The 17,768-nt window shown below is 70.9% G+C and carries 15 protein-coding genes and 1 pseudogene; 9 read left to right on the top strand and 7 right to left on the bottom strand.

The annotated features are described in order from the left end of the window. Nucleotides 1–1,166, top strand: a pseudogene (locus ACWCPM_RS01505) (hypothetical protein); the annotation flags it as partial. A 33-nt stretch (nucleotides 1,167–1,199) separates the two neighbouring features. Further along, a complete protein-coding gene (locus ACWCPM_RS01500; protein ID WP_450974078.1) occupies nucleotides 1,200–1,712 on the top strand; it encodes a hypothetical protein in 513 nt (170 codons plus the stop codon). An 81-nt stretch (nucleotides 1,713–1,793) separates the two neighbouring features. Here ACWCPM_RS01500 and ACWCPM_RS01495 read toward each other — a convergent pair whose 3' ends face one another. After that, nucleotides 1,794–2,219 (bottom strand): hypothetical protein, encoded by a 426-nt coding sequence (locus ACWCPM_RS01495; RefSeq protein WP_450974077.1) that lies wholly within the window; start codon nucleotides 2,217–2,219, stop codon nucleotides 1,794–1,796. A 181-nt stretch (nucleotides 2,220–2,400) separates the two neighbouring features. Between ACWCPM_RS01495 and ACWCPM_RS01490 the strand changes: the two genes are divergently transcribed. The 3 genes from ACWCPM_RS01490 (at nucleotide 2,401) to ACWCPM_RS01480 (ending at nucleotide 7,020) form a co-directional block, all read left to right on the top strand. Further along, nucleotides 2,401–2,949, top strand: a complete 549-nt coding sequence (locus tag ACWCPM_RS01490; protein ID WP_450974076.1) for an immunity 49 family protein — start codon at nucleotides 2,401–2,403, stop codon at nucleotides 2,947–2,949. Between the two features lie 270 nt (nucleotides 2,950–3,219). After that, nucleotides 3,220–5,490, top strand: coding sequence for an SF1B family DNA helicase RecD2 (gene recD2, locus ACWCPM_RS01485; protein ID WP_450974075.1), 2,271 nt, complete (start codon nucleotides 3,220–3,222; stop codon nucleotides 5,488–5,490). Between the two features lie 240 nt (nucleotides 5,491–5,730). Next, the gene (locus ACWCPM_RS01480) at nucleotides 5,731–7,020 is read left to right on the top strand and encodes a citrate synthase (protein ID WP_450974074.1); all 1,290 of its coding nucleotides are present in this window, start codon (nucleotides 5,731–5,733) and stop codon (nucleotides 7,018–7,020) included. Between the two features lie 674 nt (nucleotides 7,021–7,694). On the opposite strand, the gene ACWCPM_RS01475 is transcribed toward ACWCPM_RS01480, so the two are convergent. From ACWCPM_RS01475 to ACWCPM_RS01450, 6 genes are all read right to left on the bottom strand, one after another. Beyond that, a complete protein-coding gene (locus ACWCPM_RS01475; protein WP_450974073.1) occupies nucleotides 7,695–9,950 on the bottom strand; it encodes a heavy metal translocating P-type ATPase in 2,256 nt (751 codons plus the stop codon). A 91-nt stretch (nucleotides 9,951–10,041) separates the two neighbouring features. After that, entirely contained in the window at nucleotides 10,042–10,281 is a 240-nt protein-coding gene (locus ACWCPM_RS01470) for a heavy-metal-associated domain-containing protein (protein ID WP_450974072.1), read from the bottom strand. 73 nt (nucleotides 10,282–10,354) lie between these two features. Further along, nucleotides 10,355–11,305: a PrsW family glutamic-type intramembrane protease gene (locus ACWCPM_RS01465; RefSeq protein ID WP_450974071.1), complete on the bottom strand. Its 951-nt coding sequence runs from the start codon at nucleotides 11,303–11,305 to the stop codon at nucleotides 10,355–10,357. A gap of 147 nt (nucleotides 11,306–11,452) precedes the next feature. After that, nucleotides 11,453–11,725 carry a hypothetical protein gene (locus ACWCPM_RS01460; protein WP_450974070.1) on the bottom strand — a complete coding sequence of 91 codons (273 nt, stop codon included), beginning with the start codon at nucleotides 11,723–11,725 and terminating at the stop codon, nucleotides 11,453–11,455. 223 nt (nucleotides 11,726–11,948) lie between these two features. After that, nucleotides 11,949–12,518, bottom strand: coding sequence for a GNAT family N-acetyltransferase (locus ACWCPM_RS01455; RefSeq protein WP_450974069.1), 570 nt, complete (start codon nucleotides 12,516–12,518; stop codon nucleotides 11,949–11,951). A 74-nt stretch (nucleotides 12,519–12,592) separates the two neighbouring features. Further along, nucleotides 12,593–12,793 carry a helix-turn-helix transcriptional regulator gene (locus tag ACWCPM_RS01450; protein WP_221752785.1) on the bottom strand — a complete coding sequence of 67 codons (201 nt, stop codon included), beginning with the start codon at nucleotides 12,791–12,793 and terminating at the stop codon, nucleotides 12,593–12,595. A gap of 393 nt (nucleotides 12,794–13,186) precedes the next feature. On the opposite strand from ACWCPM_RS01450, the gene iolC reads away from it, so the two are divergent. The 4 genes from iolC to iolD are packed head-to-tail and all read left to right on the top strand — an operon-like array spanning nucleotide 13,187 to nucleotide 17,760. After that, entirely contained in the window at nucleotides 13,187–14,179 is a 993-nt protein-coding gene (gene iolC / locus ACWCPM_RS01445; RefSeq protein ID WP_450974068.1) for a 5-dehydro-2-deoxygluconokinase, read from the top strand. Continuing rightward, a complete protein-coding gene (locus tag ACWCPM_RS01440) occupies nucleotides 14,176–15,057 on the top strand; it encodes a Cgl0159 family (beta/alpha)8-fold protein (RefSeq protein ID WP_450974067.1) in 882 nt (293 codons plus the stop codon). Before iolC ends, ACWCPM_RS01440 begins: the two co-directional genes overlap by 4 nt. A 7-nt stretch (nucleotides 15,058–15,064) precedes the next feature. After that, on the top strand, nucleotides 15,065–15,886 hold the full coding sequence (gene iolB, locus ACWCPM_RS01435; RefSeq protein WP_450974066.1) for a 5-deoxy-glucuronate isomerase: 822 nt from the start codon (nucleotides 15,065–15,067) through the stop codon (nucleotides 15,884–15,886). After that, nucleotides 15,883–17,760, top strand: a complete 1,878-nt coding sequence (gene iolD, locus ACWCPM_RS01430; protein WP_450974065.1) for a 3D-(3,5/4)-trihydroxycyclohexane-1,2-dione acylhydrolase (decyclizing) — start codon at nucleotides 15,883–15,885, stop codon at nucleotides 17,758–17,760. The genes iolB and iolD overlap by 4 nt, the downstream gene beginning before the upstream one ends. The last annotated feature ends 8 nt before the right edge of the window (nucleotides 17,761–17,768 follow it).

Genomic DNA, 17,768 nt, shown 5'->3' with positions numbered 1-17,768 from the left:
GCGGCAACGTCCTCGGCAAGGCCGACGACGGCCCCGGCGACATCGTCGACCAGCCCGGCCTCCCCCACGACGGAGCCGACGTCCCCCGCGTCGAGGCCCCGGTCCGCGAACCCGCCATGGCCGGCGCCGTCCACGCCGGCGACAACACACCCCAGCACCTCCACCTCGGCAGCGACCCCACCGACCTCGGCGACCTCACCCGCCCCGGAGACAACGCCACCCCGAACAACCGCCCCGCCGACAACCTCCCCGGAGGCACCGCAGACAACCTCCCGACCAACAGCCTCGACACCCGTGTCCCGGTCCGCGACCCCGGCGACGACCTCCCCGGCCGCACCGACCCGGTCTCCGGCACGGCGCCGGTTCGCGAAGGAGCCCCAGGCCCGGGAGCACACGGCGCGGGACGGAACGGCGACGGGCTGCCGGGCGGACGGGGCGAAAGCACGGGCCACCCGAGCGGCGCCGGACTGCCGGACGGCCCCGCACACACCGGGGACGGCCCCGGTCCGCATCCCGTGGACGAACTGGCGGACGACGTCGCCGACGACACCCTCGACAACGGGCAGGGGCAGGGAGGGGACGACACCCTCGACAACGGGCAGGGAGGGGACGACAACCCCTACGCCGGGCACGAACCCGACTACTCACGGCCCGCCCTGCTGCCGGCGGAGGGACCGCTGACACTGCGGGACGTACGCAACACCCGTGACGTCAGGACGCGCTGGGAGCGCGGCGAGGAATTCCACCGCCAGATGTGGGGTGGCGGGCCTGAACGTCATTATCCGGTGCCCACCAACAGCGACCCCCGCTATCCGGTGACCGCGAGCGGCGGGCGCAAGGTCGACGTTCCCGTCGACCTCCCGGACGGTCGCACGGTCGCCGTCGAGGTGAAGACGTACGGGCCGTACCGGACCATCACGTTGAAGGACGGGACCAGCGAGCTGGTCCGGAATGAAGTACCGCTGAACAAACACATAAAGGAGCAGATCCACAAGGACATCGCGCTGCGGCGCATGAATCCCGGATATGACCCTCGATGGTCTTTCACGCATGCCGGCCCGTCCGCCGAACTGCGCGCCTACCTCAAGGAAGCAAAGATCATATTCCTCGAATACGGCCCTGCGCCGAAGAAGGACCAGTGGGACCTGCCGACAAAGAAGAAGTAGAATCCTTCTCGGTCAACTGGAGGGTTGAGAACCATGCAGAACCGGACGCCGGACGAGGCGGCTGCCCAGGAGTGGACCGAAGGCGCCCACCACAACGCCGCCGGACTCGCGGCCTCACTCGGGCTGGCACCGGAGCGGTACGCCGAGGATCCCCTGCTGCTGCTGCCCGGCCTGCAGAGCTACGTCGACCGGCTTCCGCTGGCCGAGTTCGAGCAGACGGACTGGATCGGTCTGCACACGGACCTGACGTCATTCCTCGGGGACCTGCTCGTGCGTCGGCACGGGGCCAGGTGGGTGCGGGCCGCCGATCCCTCCTCGCCGGCCGGCCACCGCTACTACGTGGAGGCAAAGGGCCTGGACGGCAAGGTCTGGCGCGTCGAGCCCTATGACGTGGTGATGGAGGAATTCGAGAATCTTCCGATCGAGATCGGCCGGATGGCCGCAAATGCGGAGTCCGTGCTGCGGTTGATTCCGGAGGTGGACGAAGAATCCCTCGGCGACATCCCGCCGGAGGACCTGAGGGGCGAATCCGGCGATTTCCGCTGAGAATCCCGATTGCCGCTCAGGATTCCAGAAGGAATCGGCACGGCATTTTCACCGGCCTGGCAGCCAGGCCTCCGGTCACGGTCACACGGACGGGCCGGAGGCCTGCAGAGGAACTCTGACCAACGCACCCGCTCGGTTGACCAGGAGTTCAGGAACGTCGTCCTCGTAGAACCTCACCTGGCCGATGGCGCCCTCGTTCCTCGCGTGGAAGGCGAGCATCTCCACCAAGGCGTCCAACTCGGGGAGGAACTCGGCGTGGACCTCCTGGCGTGCCGTCAGGGACCAGCGCCCGTCGCCCTGGAGGAGTTCCGCCGTCAGGACTCCCCCGATGCGGACCGCCGGGCCCCGACCCGCCAGAAGGGGCACGAAGTCCGGCGCGTCCCCGACCGCTTCACCGCCGTCGTCGGCATCGTCGAGCCCGAGATGCCGGCGCAGGTGGTCGAGCACGGCGGGCGGTGCGGTGGGCGTCAGGTCGAGGGCCAGGTCCACGGCGAACACGTCACTCATGTGCAGTGAGTCTAGGACCCGCTCCCGGACCACGGGTGCCGGCCTCACATCGGCACATCCCGCGGACGGGGCCGCTTCGGCGCCTTCGTGACCGCGGGTCTAGAACAGGCTCAGCAGCGCCTCCGCCGGGTCCGGCACACCGTTCTCGCCGTCCGGCAGCGGCAGTTCGAACCAGACCGTCTTGCCGCGGTGGGTCCGGCGCGAGCCCCAGGCCGCCGACAGGAGACCGACGAGTTGCAGGCCCCGGCCGCCCTACGACCGGCTGCGCCGACTGGCCGAAGTGCCCGTCTCCCTGCTGCGGGACTCGAACGCGGTCTTCGACGAGTACATCTACTCCTGGGTGGAGACACTGCAGAGCTTCTGGCTCGGGCGCCAGGACGTGGGTGAAAAGCTCGTGGCGGCGGTCGACGGCACCGGTCCGGAAGCACGGCGGTACGTGGACGCGGATCTGATGGCGCAGATTCTCTACCCGCCGCTGATCCTGCTCTACCGGGTCATCCGCCGCGATTCCGCGGAGTTCAACAAGGCGCTGACCGACGCGCTGCGTTGGCACAAGGAGTACTGGACCGCGACCGAGGACAGAGCCCTGAGCAGCAAGGGGCTCGTCGCCGTCGGTCCGTTGGCGATGGCTTGCCTCGCGCGTGACCAGGGCCTCACGGTCGAGGTCGAGTCCGAGTACCTGCCCCACGCGCTCCTGGAGTACAGCTGGATCGGCGAGATCGAGTACTGACCCCGCCGGTCCGTCGCCGGGGAGCGCCGGTGCCGCGTCGGACGGTGCCTCCAAGTCGCCGTCCGTGAAACGCGCGTGGATCGTCCGCCGCGGTGGGACGGGTCCGGGAAGACCCCTTCTCCGTGGACGCCGCTCTCCCGTCGACAGGGGGGACGAGGAAGTCCGCCGTCCGCCCCGGGCCCGGCAGGACGTCTCCGCGGAGGTGAGGCATGCCTGCCCCGCGTCCGGGCACGGGTCCGCACTGTCACACCCCACCGGTACCGTCGGATCATGTCCAACCAGGCGGCACCGGCACCCGCACCCGGTGAGCGGCGGCTCGCCGTTCTCGAAGGCGTCCTCGAACGGATCACGTACGCCAACGAGGAGAACGGCTACACGGTCGCCCGTGTCGACACCGGAAGAGGCGGTGGCGACCTGCTCACGGTCGTCGGCGCGCTGCTCGGCGCGCAGGTGGGCGAGTCGCTGCGGATGGAGGGGAGATGGGGCTCCCACCCGCAGTACGGCAAGCAGTTCACCGTGGAGAACTACACGACCGTCCTCCCGGCCACCGTCCAGGGCATCCGCCGCTACCTCGGCTCCGGGCTGGTCAAGGGGATCGGCCCGGTCTTCGCCGACCGCATCACCCAGCACTTCGGCCTGGACACCCTGAAGATCATCGAGGAGGAGCCGAAGCGGCTGGTCGAGGTCCCCGGCCTCGGCCCCAAGCGGACGAAGAGGATCGCCGACGCCTGGGAGGAGCAGAAGGCGATCAAGGAGGTCATGCTCTTCCTCCAGACCGTCGAGGTGTCCACCTCCATCGCCGTGCGCATCTACAAGAAGTACGGCGACGCCTCCATCTCCGTCGTGAAGAACCAGCCGTACCGCCTCGCCGCCGACGTCTGGGGCATCGGCTTCCTGACCGCCGACAAGATCGCCCAGTCCGTCGGCATCCCGCACGACAGCCCGGAGCGCGTCAAGGCCGGCCTGCAGTACGCCCTCTCCCAGTCCACCGACCAGGGCCACTGCTACCTCCCCGAGGAACGCCTGATCGCCGACGCCGTCAAGCTCCTCCAGGTCGACACCGGGCTCGTCATCGACTGCCTCGCCGAGCTGGCGGCGCCCCCCGAGGACGGCGAGGACCCCGGAGTCGTACGGGAGACGGTTCCCGGCCCCGACGGCGGCGAGCCCGTCACCGCCGTCTACCTCGTCCCCTTCCACCGCGCCGAAGTCGCCCTGTCCGCCCAGCTCCTGCGCCTCCTGCGCACCGACCAGGACCGCATGCCCGGCTTCCACGACGTCGCCTGGGACAAGGCGCTGGCATGGCTGAAGGACCTCACCGGCGCCGATCTCGCCCCCGAGCAGGAGGCCGCCGTCAAACTGGCGCTGACGAAGCGGGTCGCCGTCCTCACCGGAGGTCCCGGCTGCGGCAAGTCCTTCACGGTGCGGTCGATCGTGGAGCTGGCGCGCGCCAAGAAGGCCAAGGTCGTCCTCGCGGCCCCGACCGGCCGGGCCGCCAAGCGACTCGCCGAGCTCACGGGCGCCGAGGCGTCCACCGTCCACCGCCTCCTCGAACTCAAGCCCGGCGGGGACGCCGCGTACGACAAGGACCGGCCGCTGGACGCGGACCTCGTGGTCGTCGACGAGGCGTCCATGCTGGACCTGCTCCTCGCCAACAAGCTCGTCAAGGCCGTACCGCCGGGCGCGCACCTCCTCTTCGTCGGTGACGTCGACCAGCTCCCCAGCGTCGGTGCGGGCGAGGTGCTGCGGGACCTCCTCGCCGACGGCAGCCCGATCCCCGCCGTGCGGCTCACCCGTGTCTTCCGGCAGGCCCAGCAGTCCGGCGTGGTCACCAACGCGCACCGGATCAACGCCGGGCAGCACCCCGTCACGGACGGCATGAAGGACTTCTTCCTCTTCGTCGAGGACGACACGGAGGCCGCCGGACGGCTCACCGTGGAGGTCGCGGCACGTCGTATTCCAGCCAGATTCGGGCTCGACCCGCGCCGTGACGTCCAGGTGCTCGCGCCCATGCACCGGGGTCCGGCCGGCGCCGGCACCCTCAACGGGCTCCTCCAGCAGGCCGTCACTCCGGGCCGCCCCGACGTGCCGGAGAAGCGGATCGGCGGGCGGGTCTTCCGCGTCGGGGACAAAGTCACCCAGATCAGGAACAATTATGAAAAGGGCGAGAACGGCGTCTTCAACGGCACCGTGGGCGTGGTCACCTCGCTCGACCTGGTCGACCAGCGCCTGACGGTGCTGACGGACGAGGACGAGGAGGTGCCGTACGAGTTCGACGAGCTGGACGAGCTGGCGCACGCCTACGCGGTGACGATCCACCGCTCGCAGGGCAGCGAGTACCCGGCGGTGGTCATCCCGGTGACCACGGGCGCCTGGATGATGCTTCAGCGGAACCTGCTCTACACCGCGGTCACCCGGGCGAAGCGGCTGGTCGTCCTCGTCGGCTCCCGCAAGGCCATCGGCCAGGCGGTGCGCACGGTGTCGGCGGGACGGCGCTGCACGGCCCTCGATTTCAGGCTCGCGCCCCGCGTACGGGAAGCCTGACGCGGGCGCGTCCGGTGTCCTGCCGGGCGCGCGTCGAAAAATGATCGATCAAATGAGTCGCAAAGGTCACAGAGCACTTCCGGAACCGGAATCGACCCGGCAGGATGGCAGGTTGGCGGCACTGAGTGCCGTTGATAAGCCCAATGGTCGACCCCGAGTGCACTCTCCTGAGCCAAATGGGGGATGGTAGAGACAGTCAGGGCACCTCGAAGATGAGGCACTACGTCGGTGAGGGATGACGTGAGCGACAACTCTGTAGTACTGCGGTACGACGGCAGCGAGTACACCTACCCGGTGATCGACAGCACCGTCGGGGACAAGGGTTTCGACATCGGGAAGCTGCGGGCCCAGACCGGTCTCGTGACCCTGGACAGCGGATACGGGAACACCGCCGCCTATAAATCCGCCGTCACCTATCTGGACGGTGAGGCCGGCATCCTCCGGTACCGCGGTTACCCGATCGAGCAGCTGGCCGAGCGCTCCACGTTCGTGGAGGTGGCCTACCTGCTGATCAACGGCGAGCTGCCGACCGTCGACCAGCTCACCGGTTTCAAGGACGAGATCACGCGGCACACCCTGCTGCACGAGGACGTCAAGAACTTCTACAAGGGCTTCCCCCGTGACGCCCACCCGATGGCCATGCTGTCGTCGGTCGTCTCGGCGCTGTCCACCTTCTACCAGGACAGCCACAACCCGTTCGACGAGCGGCAGCGCAACCTCTCCACCATTCGTCTGCTCGCCAAGCTTCCGACGATCGCGGCCTACGCGTACAAGAAGTCGATCGGACACCCGTTCGTCTACCCGCGCAACGACCTCGGTTACGTCGAGAACTTCCTGCGCATGACCTTCTCGGTGCCGGCCCAGGAGTACGAGCTCGACCCGATCGTGGTCGCGGCGCTGGACAAGCTGCTGATCCTGCACGCGGACCACGAGCAGAACTGCTCCACCTCGACGGTCCGCCTGGTCGGCTCGTCGCAGGCGAACATGTTCGCCTCGATCTCCGCCGGCATCAACGCGCTGTGGGGCCCCCTGCACGGTGGCGCCAACCAGTCGGTGCTCGAGATGCTGGAGGGCATCCGCGACTCCGGCGGCGACGTCGACACCTTCATCCGCAAGGTGAAGAACAAGGAGGACGGCGTCCGCCTGATGGGCTTCGGCCACCGGGTCTACAAGAACTTCGACCCGCGCGCCCAGATCATCAAGGCCGCCGCGCACGATGTGCTCTCCGCGCTCGGCAAGTCCGACGAGCTGCTGGACATCGCGCTGAAGCTGGAGGAGCACGCGCTCTCCGACGACTACTTCACCGAGCGCAAGCTCTACCCGAACGTCGACTTCTACACCGGTCTGATCTACCGGGCCATGGGCTTCCCGACCGAGATGTTCACGGTCCTGTTCGCCCTCGGCCGGCTTCCGGGCTGGATCGCCCAGTGGCACGAGATGATCAAGGAGCCGGGTTCCCGTATCGGCCGCCCGCGCCAGATCTACACGGGCGTCGTCGAGCGCGACTTCGTCCCGGTCGAGGCGCGCTGATCTTTTGCAGCCGCCCGGCGCACAGCGGGCGGCCGCGTCCAGCGGCGGTACGGAGCCGGCGAGGCCCGTACCGCGGCAGGGTGTGACGGGAGACAGCGGGAAAAGGCAGCAGGACACAGGGCAAAACAGAAGGCGCCCTGGTACGTCAGTCCCCCCACGGGCCGACGACCAGGGCGCCTTCCCATGTCCCGGTGCGGATTCCCCCCACGGGATCCGGCCGGGCGTCTGTGAGAGACCAGCGCCTGAATCGCTGTTACTGCGTTGTGCGGTACTGCTTCATGCGTACCGCGGTGGTGCGCCCTGCCGTTGTTGCGGTCTGCCGGGACAACGCACGCTGGGAGGGCCGCTCAAAGCTCCCCGGTGTACGTGTCCCGGCAACGCATCTCTGAGGAAGTCCCCCAAGACATCCCCAGAAGCCGGGTGACGCCCCCCAAGACGCCCACCGACATCGCCAACTTAGACCTTCGAACCCCTTCGATGGTTACGTTCACACCACTGTGATCTGCGTCTCTTGCATATGTCCCGTTAGATACGCAAGAGGCCCGATACGAAGAACCGGGTCCAAGCGTAAGGAAGATGCGCGAGCCTTGTGAAGAGCTTATGTGAGGCTCGCGCCTGACTGAAGAGGGATCCTGCCTTTTCGGCGGAACTCCCGGCCCGGGTGAACTCGCGGCTCAGCGGAACGCCCGCAGTCGCAAACTGTTCGTCACCACGAAGACGGACGACAGGGCCATCGCCGCCCCCGCGATCATCGGGTTCAGCAGACCCGCGGCGGCCAGCGGCAGCGCGGCCACGTTGTAGCCGAACGCCCACACGAGGTTGCCCTTGATCGTGGCGAGGGTCCGGCGGGACAGCCGGATCGCGTCCGCCGCGGCCCGGAGGTCCCCGCGCACGAGGGTCAGGTCGCCCGCCTCGATCGCCGCGTCGGTGCCGGTGCCCATCGCGAGTCCCAGGTCGGCGGTGGCGAGCGCCGCCGCGTCGTTGACACCGTCGCCGACCATGGCGACCGTCCGCCCCTCGGCCTGCAGCCGCCGTACGACCTTGACCTTGTCCTCGGGCAGCACCTCGGCGATCACCTGGTCGATGCCGACGCTCTCGGCCACCGTCTCGGCGACCCGCCGGTTGTCCCCGGTCAGGAGCACCGGCGTCAGCCCCAGCTCGCGCAACTCGCGCACGGCCTGCGCGCTGGTCTCCTTCACGGTGTCCGCGACCGCGAGCACCCCGCGCGCGACCCCGTCCCAGCCGACCACCACGGCCGTACGGCCGCTGCTCTCGGCTTCGTCGCGGGCGCGCGCCAGCTCGGGCGGCAGCTCCTCGAAGAGGCGCCCCACGGCCACCTCGAAGCCCTCCACGTGACCGCGGACGCCCCGCCCGGGCACGTTCTCGAACCGCTCGGCCGGCGGCAGCTCCCCGACCCGCTCGACGGCGCCGGCGGCCACGGCCCGGGCGACCGGGTGCTCGGAAGCGTGTTCGAGGGAGCCCGCGAGGCGCAGCACCTCCCGCTCGTCGGCGCCCTCGGCGACGTACACCTCCTGGAGCGTCATCCGGCCCGTCGTCACCGTGCCCGTCTTGTCCAGGAGCACCGTGTCGACCCGGCGCGTGGACTCCAGGACCTCGGGACCCTTGATCAGGATGCCCATCTGGGCGCCGCGGCCCGTGCCGACCATCAGGGCGGTCGGGGTGGCGAGGCCCAGGGCGCACGGGCAGGCGATGATCAGGACGGCGACGGCGGCGGTGAAGGCGCCGACGCTGTCGCCGGTCGCGCCGAGCCAGATGCCGAAGGTCGCGGTCGCCAGCAGCAGCACGACGGGGACGAAGAACCCGGCGACCTGGTCCGCGAGCCGCTGCACCTCCGCCTTGCCGTTCTGGGCCTCCTCGACCAGCCGGGCCATGCGGGCGAGCTGGGTCTCGGATCCGACCCGGGTGGCCTCGACGACCAGCCGGCCCCCGGCGTTCACGGTCGCGCCGGCGACCGCGTCCCCGGCCATGACGTCCACCGGCACCGACTCGCCGGTCAACATGGACACGTTGACCGCGGAGGCGCCCTCCACGACCGTGCCGTCGGTGGCGATCTTCTCGCCGGGGCGCACGACGAACCGGTCGCCGACGACCAGTTCCGTGACCGGCACCCGCAGCTCGCGCCCGTCGCGCAGCACCGCCACGTCCTTGGCGCCGAGCTCCATCAGGGCCCGTAGCGCGGCGCCCGCGCGGCGCTTGGAGCGGGCCTCCAGATAGCGCCCGAGCAGGAGGAAAGCGGTGACTCCGGCGGCCACTTCGAGGTAGATCGCCGAGGCGCCGTCCGTGCGCGAGACGGTGAGCTCGAAGGGGTGCCGCATACCGGGCATGCCCGCGTGCCCGAAGAAGAGCGCCCACAGGGACCAGCCGAACGCGGCCAGCGTGCCCACCGAGACGAGGGTGTCCATGGTGGCCGCGGCGTGCCGTGCGTTGGTCCAGGCGGCCTTGTGGAAGGGCAGGGCGCCCCAGACCACGACGGGTGCGGCGAGGGTGAGGGACAGCCACTGCCAGTAGTCGAACTGGAGGGCCGGGACCATCGCGAGGAGGACGACGGGGGTGGCGAGAAGGACGGAGACGATCAGGCGCTGCCGCAGGGGCGCCAGCTCGGGATCCCGGGGCGTCGCATCCGGTTCCGGTTGCGGCGGTGAGGGCTCCGCGGCCGTGTAGCCGGTCTTCACGACGGTGGCGATCAGGTCGGCGACCTCGGTTCCGGCCGGGAAGCTGATCCGGGCCTTCTCCGTGGCGTAGTTCACCGTGGCGCTGACGCCGTCCATCCGGTTGAGCTTCTTCTCGACGCGAGCCGCGCAGGAGGCGCAGGTCATGCCGCCGATCAGCAGTTCGACCTCGGAGACCGGCGTGGCTATGGAGGTCCCGGGGGCGGTTTCTGTCGCGGTCTGCGTGGTGGTGCTGGTCATGTCCGACTCCGACTCCAGACGACGGACCGGACCGTACGGAACCGGCCCACGGGGCACGGCTCGCCGGTACGGCCCGGTACGGCAAGCGTGCTCAGGCGCGGCCGACCAGCTCGAAGCCGGCCTCGTCGACGGCCGCGCGGACGGCCTCCTCGTCCAGCGCGGCCGTGGAGACGACCGTGACCTCGCCGCTGGTCGCGACGGCCTTCACCGAGCTGACGCCGGGCAGCTGGGAGATCTCGCCGGAGACGGCGCCCTCGCAGTGCCCGCAGCTCATTCCGCTCACCTTGTAGACGGCCGTGACGGAACCGGTGGTGTCGGTCTGCGCGGTCATGTCGTGCTCCTCGTCGAGGCAGATGGGGCGGACGGGGCCTGGAAGGGTCCCCGATACACTCAAGACTATACCCCTAGGGGGTACTTCTCCAGGAGGGGGCGCGGCGCGTCAGTGAGTGCGCCCAGGCGAGGCCGAGCAGCGCCACGACGACCAGTCCGCCGAGCGAGAGCAGCGTGAAGAGATGCTGCTGCTCCTCGGTGGGGTGGGCGATGTAGCCCTCCGTGAACAGGTGCCGGACGGGATCGCCGCCGGTCAGCCGCACGACCAGCCAGACGGCCATGCCGTGGGTGGACTCGCCCAGGGCGTGCAGCAGCGACACGCCCAGACAGGTCGCGACGACCGCGCCGGTGGGGCGGAAGCGCCCGTCCGGGTGACGGCAGGCGAGCAGGACGCCGCCGGCGACCGCCGTCCACAGTCCCTGGTTGAGGGGTGCCAACAGGCCGCGGAGGATCTCGGTCTCCAGCAGTGCCCTCAGGTCCAGCCCCGGGGTCGACACGGCCGCGTGGAACGCGTACCCGGCGCCTTCCACGGCGCCGAAGGCGAGGCCGACGGTCGCGCCCAGCACGAGCCCGGCCCGCAGGCCGCGGACACGGGGCTGCCGGCGCAGGACGAACACCAGCGCGCCCAGCTTCATCGCCTCCTCCGCGAGGCCCAGCCCGGCGAACATCCGCGGGGACGGGTACAGGAGCAGGCCCTTCGTCAGGGAGGCGCCCAGCACGCCGAGCGTCCCACCGGTCAGGAAGCAGCCGAGGATCACGCTGACGCCCAGGTCACGAGCGTGCCGCTGGTAGGCCCACAGCACGAAGGCGACGGGCACCAGGAAGCTGCCGAGCAGGATCAGGGTGGGCAGCGGGGCGGCGTTCCCGGTCGCGTGGACGGCGGTCGCGGTCAGTGTCCAGAGCGCCAGCCCGCTCCACAGGCAGCGCCGCCACAGTCCCGCACGGATCCGGGGGTACGACGGCGGAGGCTGCTGCGGACTCGGAATCCGGGCGCGGGGCGCGCCGGGCGGCGGGAACTGGGTCACGTCGGTCCCTCGTGCTCCTGTGCTGCTGCTCCCGATGGAGCGATGTGTCCGCACCGTATGCGTGTACGGAGGACGGCGCATTCCGGCCGGGAGGAGGGAGGGCTGGTCCGCCGGAGGCGGCCGGCGCCGACCGGAGCGCCGCGGCGCTCAGGGCGCCGGGGTGGCGGCCAGGGGCTCCAGGTAGCGGGTCGGCACCTTCTTCAGCTCCTGGACGTATGCCTCCCGTCCGGCACCCTGGTGGGCCAGGACCAGCTCCAGGCCGGCCTTGCAGACGCTCAGGCAGACGTGCGCGGTGCGGGTGACGTCGGCCGCGGAGGTGCCGTGCGGCAGCGAGGTGAGTGACGTCCCGACGCGCCGCCGGGCCGGCTGCGGGGCGCCGTCCTCCTCGCCGATCGGGCCCCGGGCGTCGGGGCCGTGCATCAGGGTGACGAAGACGGGGCCGGCGGTCGGGGGTGACGAGCCGGTCCGCCGCGGAGTCGCCGGCTTCCGCGAGCGGCGTCGCGGGTCCGACGGGTGCGAGCGCCTCGCCGCACGCCTCAGGCATCTCCTGAACCAGCCGACCGCCCTCGGCGCTCCAGCCCCTCGGCTCCCGACTCCCTGGCCCCCTGGTGCCTCGGCTCCCAGGTCTCCCAGGTCTCCCGGCTCAAGCCCCCTCGCCGTACCCCCGGTGGACGGCCCACTCCCGGTCGAGGATCGCCATCTGCACCTCGTCCACCCACTTCCCGTGCCGCAGCGCCGACTCCCTCCGCACGCCCTCGACCACGAAACCCACCTTCCGGTAGACGCGCAGGGCGCGGTCGTTGTCGCCGTACGCCTCCAGGTGGACGCGGTGCAGTCCGAGTTGCTCGAAGCCGTGCCCGACGATGAGCCGGGTGGCCTCCGTGCCGAGGCCCCGGCCGCGACCGCGCGGGCCGATCAGGGTGCGGAAGTTGCAGCTGCGAGTGAGGGGATCCCACTCGTTGAGGACCACCTCGCCCACGACCTCGCCGGTGTCACGGTCGGTGACGGCGAGATCGAGCCGGTCGGGCTGCGCGGACCGGGAGCCGTACCAGGACCGCAGGCCCTCGCGGGTGATCTCGGTGGTCGGCTCGAAGGTGAAGCGGATGACCTCGGGATCGCTCAGGATCTCCCGGATCGCGTCCGCGTCGGCCTCCGAGAACGGCCGCAGCACGGTCCTCTCGCCGGTGAGCACGGGCTTGTCGGAGAAACTCATGCGCATGACTGTGCCCCACGCGAACGTGAGGCACCACGGATATCTCGTCGGGCGGGCAGTTCACCGTCGGCCGGTCAGTCCGCCCGCCGGCCGCGATTGCCTGGCCGGGAGGCGACCCAGGCTCGGACGGTGTCGGCGTACCAGTAGGGCTTGCCGCCCTCCACATGGTCGGGCGGGGGCAGCAGCCCGTGCTTGCGGTAGGACCGCACGGTGTCCGGCTGCACCTTGATGTGGGCCGCGATCTCCTTGTACGACCAGAGCCTTCGGTCGGTCATGAGTGCACCTCCCTGCGCGTGCCGCGGCGGCGGCCGTGGACCGGCCGTCCGGGGGAGCCGAGGCGCTGCGCTGATGATCAATCACCAAGCCTGTGCCCGCCCAACGACGGAGAGTGACCACTGGTCTGCGGCTGTGGGGCGGGTGTGACACGCAGCCCGCGTACACCGGACATGTGTGACAAGGGAGTGGTGTTTGTGACAGAGGTGAAGCAGAAGAGCATGCCGGGGTGCCGGGCGGGGCGCGTTGACAGGGCCGCGGCCGGGTTGTCGTCGCCGGAGGGGGTGAGCGCTGGTCCGAATGTCTGGACAAACTATTGACAGGCCTCCCTCGCGGAGACTAGAAACCGGAGAGAGCCGCCGACGCAGGCGCGACGGGAACGCGAAGGGATCTCGATGGCGTACGACCTGATCACCATGGGGCGGATCGGCGTGGACCTCTACCCGCTGCAGACCGGCGTGCCGCTCCCGCAGGTCACGTCCTTCGGGAAGTTCCTCGGCGGTTCCGCGACCAACGTGGCCGTGGCCGCCGCCCGTCTGGGCCGGCGTACCGCGGTGATCACCCGGACCGGCGACGACCCGTTCGGCACCTATCTGCACGAGGCACTGCGCGACTTCGGGGTCGACGACCGCTGGGTCACCGCGGTCCCCGGGCTGCCGACCCCGGTCACCTTCTGCGAGGTCTTCCCGCCGGACGACTTCCCGCTGTACTTCTACCGGCAGCCCAAGGCCCCCGACCTGGAGATCGGCGCCCACGAGCTCGACCTCGACGCCATCCGCGCGGCGCACGTCTTCTGGGTGACCGGCACCGGACTGAGCGAGGAGCCCAGCCGTGCGGCGACGCTCGCGGCCCTCGCCCATCGCGACAGGTCCGGCACCACGGTCTTCGACCTCGACTGGCGCCCGATGTTCTGGCGCGACCCGGACGCGGCCCGCCCCTTCTACGCCGAGGCCCTGAAACACACCACCGTCGCCGTCGGCAATCTCGACGAGGTGGAGGTCGCCACCGGCGTCCGCGAACCGCACGCGGCGGCCGCCGCGCTCCTCGACGCCGGGGTCTCCGTGGCCGTCGTCAAGCAGGGCCCCAAGGGCGTCCTCGCCGTCAGCAGCGCGGGCGAGTCGGTCGAGGTGCCGCCGCTGCCGGTCGACGTCCTCAACGGCCTCGGCGCCGGCGACGCCTTCGGCGGTTCCCTCTGCCACGGGCTGCTGGCCGGCTGGGACCTGGAGAAGACCATGCGGCACGCCAACGCCGCGGGCGCCATCGTCGCCTCCCGCCTGGAGTGCTCCTCCGCCATGCCGACGCAGGCCGAGGTGGCGGCGGCCCTCAGCGCGGGCGCCGTACGCGCCGGTACCCCGGCCGCCGCCGAGTCCACGGGAGCCCCCCAGTGACCGTCGACATCGCCGACCTCGTCCGCACCCGAACCCACCACCCCGAGGCGATCGCCGAGGCCGCCGCCCGCCGCGTCCGCCGGCAGCTGATCGACGCCGACGGCCGCCTGATGATCGTCGCCGCCGACCACCCGGCCCGTGGCGCGCTCGGTGTCGGTGACCGCAAGATGGCCATGGCCAACCGCGGTGATCTGCTCGAACGCCTCTGTCTCGCGCTCGGCCGCCCCGGCGTCGACGGTGTCCTCGCCACCGCCGACATCCTCGACGACCTGCTGCTGCTCGGCGCCCTCGACGGCAAGGTCGTCATGGGCTCCATGAACCGCGGCGGCCTCCAGGGCGCCCGCTTCGAGCTGGACGACCGCTTCACCGGCCACCGTCCCGAGGACATCCAGCGCCTCGGCTTCGACGCCGGAAAGCTGCTGCTGCGCATCGACTACGACGACCCGGGCTCGCTCACCACTCTGGAGTCCACCGCCCGCGCGATCGACGAGATGGCGGCACGCCGGCTGCCGGTCTTCGTCGAGCCGTTCATCAGCCGCCGGGACCCCGGCGGACGGCTGCGCAACGACCTGTCCGCCGACGCCGTGACCCGGTCCATCGCCATCGCCTCGGGGCTGGGCGGCAGTTCGGCGTACACCTGGCTGAAGGTCCCGGTCACCGAGAACCCCGACGACATGGCCCGGGTCATGGCGACCTCGACCCTGCCCGCCGTGCTGCTCGGCGGCGACGTCGGCGACGACCAGGACGGCACGTACGAGAAGTGGCGTGGAGCCCTCCGACTGCCCACCGTGCGGGGGCTGGTGGTCGGACGGTCGCTGCTGTACCCGGCGGACGGCGATGTGGCCGCCGCCGTGGACACCGCCGTAGGACTGCTGTGAGGGCCGCATGAGCAACGAGTCGCACCTCCCGAGGGGCACCACCGCCGACGCGCACCACGCGCTCGCCATCGACCCGGAGCTGGCCGGCTGGACCCACAGCAGCCTGCGGATCGTCGAGCTGGAGCCGGGCGCCACGCACACCTTCACCACCGGGGACAGCGAGTGGATCGTGCTGCCCCTCCAAGGCGGTTGCTCGGTGCGAGTGGCCGACGCGGTGTTCGAGTTGCTGGGCCGGGAGAGCGTCTTCGCCGGAGTCTCCGACTTCGCGTACGTCCCCCGTGACGCCCAGGCACAGATCACCTCCGGCGCGGGAGGCCGCTTCGCCCTGGCAGGAGCGAAGTGCGAGCGACGACTCCCCGCTCGCTACGGCCCCGCGCCGGAGGTCCCCGTCGAGGAACGCGGCAGCGGCAACTGCGCCCGCCGGGTGCGCAACTTCGCCTCCGCGGACGCCTTCACCTGCGACAAGCTCATCGCCGTCGAGGTGATCACACCCGGCGGCAACTGGTCCTCGTACCCGCCGCACAAGCACGACGAGCACCGGCCGGGCGAGGAGTCCGAGCTGGAGGAGATCTACTACTTCGAGATCGACGGGCCGAACGGCTTCGGCTACCAGCGGGTGTCCCCCTCCCGCGAGGGCGGCGCCGACGTGCTCGCCGAGGTCCGCACCGGCGACGCCGTCCTCGTCCCCGACGGCTGGCACGGGCCGTCCATCGCCCAGCCCGGCCACGACATGTACTACCTGAACGTCATGGCGGGACCCGGGCCGACCCGGGAGTGGCGGATCTGCTTCCACCCGGACCACGTAGACAGCACAGGGGGTTACCGATGACCACCAGGCTCACGGTCGCGCAGGCGCTCGTACGCTTCCTCTCCGTCCAGTACACCGAGCGGGACGGCGTACGGCGGCGGCTCATCGGCGCCACCTGGGGCATCTTCGGCCACGGCAACGTCGCCGGACTCGGCCAGGCGCTGGTCGAGTACGCGGACGACATGCCCTACCTCCAGGGCCGCAACGAACAGGCCATGGTGCACGCGGCCGTCGGCTACGCCCGCCAGTCCCATCGTCTGTCCACCCAGGCGGTGACGACCTCCATCGGCCCGGGCGCGACGAACCTGGTCACGGGCGCCGCCCTCGCGACCGTCAACCACCTCCCGGTGCTGCTGCTGCCGGGCGACGTCTTCGCCACCCGCCCCGCCGACCCGGTCCTGCAGCAGCTCGAAGTGCCCTACGCGGGCGACGTGTCGGTCAACGACGCACTGCGCCCGGTCTCCCGCTACTTCGACCGCGTCACCCGCCCCGAGGCGCTGATCCCGGCGGCCCTCCAGGCCGTGCGCGTGCTCACCGACCCGGTGGAGACGGGCGCGGTCACCCTCGCGCTCCCGCAGGACGTGCAGGCCGAGGCGTACGACTGGCCGGAGGAGTTCTTCGCCGAGCGCACCTGGGCGGTACGCCGGCCGGGCGCGGATCCGACCGAGCTCGCCGAGGCCGTGACCACGATCAGGGCCGCCCGACGTCCGCTGCTGATCGCCGGCGGCGGCGTCCACCACAGCCGCGCCGAGAGCGCGCTGGCCGAGTTCGCCGAGGCCACCGGCATCCCCGTCGCCTCCACCCAGGCCGGCAAGGGCTCCCTGCCGTACGACCATCCCCAGGACGTCGGCGGCATCGGCCACACCGGCACCGCCACCGCCGACGAACTGGCCCGCACGGCCGACCTGGTGATCGGCGTGGGCACCCGCTACACCGACTTCACCACCGCTTCCGGCACGCTCTTCGCCGACCCGGACGTCCGTTTCCTCAACCTCAACATCGCCGCCTACGACGGCCACAAGCTCGCCGGCGCGCCCCTGATCGCGGACGCGTGCAGCGGCCTGGCGCAGCTGACCGAGGCGCTCGCGCTGCACGGCCACCGGGTCGCGGAGTCCCACGTCACGAAGTACACCGAGGACAAGGCGGGCTGGGAGCGGCGCGTGGACGCCGCCTACGCGGCCCCCGAGCCCACCGCCCGGCCGACCCAGACGCAGGTGCTGGGCGCGCTGGACGCCCTGGTGGACGAGTCGGACGTGATCATCAACGCGGCCGGATCGATGCCCGGCGACCTGCACAAACTGTGGCGGGCCCGGTCCGCCGACCAGTACCACCTGGAGTACGGCTACTCCTGCATGGGCTACGAGATCCCGGCCGCGATCGGCGTGAAGCTGGCCGCGCCGGACCGGCCGGTGTGGGCCCTGGTCGGCGACGGCACCTACCTGATGATGCCGACGGAGATCGTGACCGCCGTGCAGGAGGGCATCGCGATCAAGGTCCTGCTGGTGCAGAACCACGGGTACGCGTCCATCGGCGGCCTCTCCGAGGCGACCGGCGGGGAGGGCTTCGGAACCGCCTACCGCTACCGCGCGGGTGACGGCACCTACTCCGGAGCCCCGCTCCCCGTCGACCTGGCCGCCAACGCCGAGAGCCTCGGCATGCGGGTGCTGCGCGCCCGGACCGTGGACGACCTGCGCGCGGCGCTCGCCGAGGCGCGGTCCGCGGACACTCCCACATGTGTCTACGTCGAGACCGAAACGGCAGACACAGTGTCGGGCGCGCCCGAGGCGCAGGCCTGGTGGGATGTACCTGTGGCCGAGACCGCCACCCGATCGTCCGCGGTCAAGGCACGTGAGCTGTACGAACGGCACGTCTCGACCCGACGCCGCCATCTGTGAAGGAGTAA

The organism is Streptomyces sp. NPDC002309, from assembly GCF_053593375.1.
Note: the sequence above shows the minus strand (reverse complement) of the source record. Positions and strands in the feature narration are given on the sequence as shown.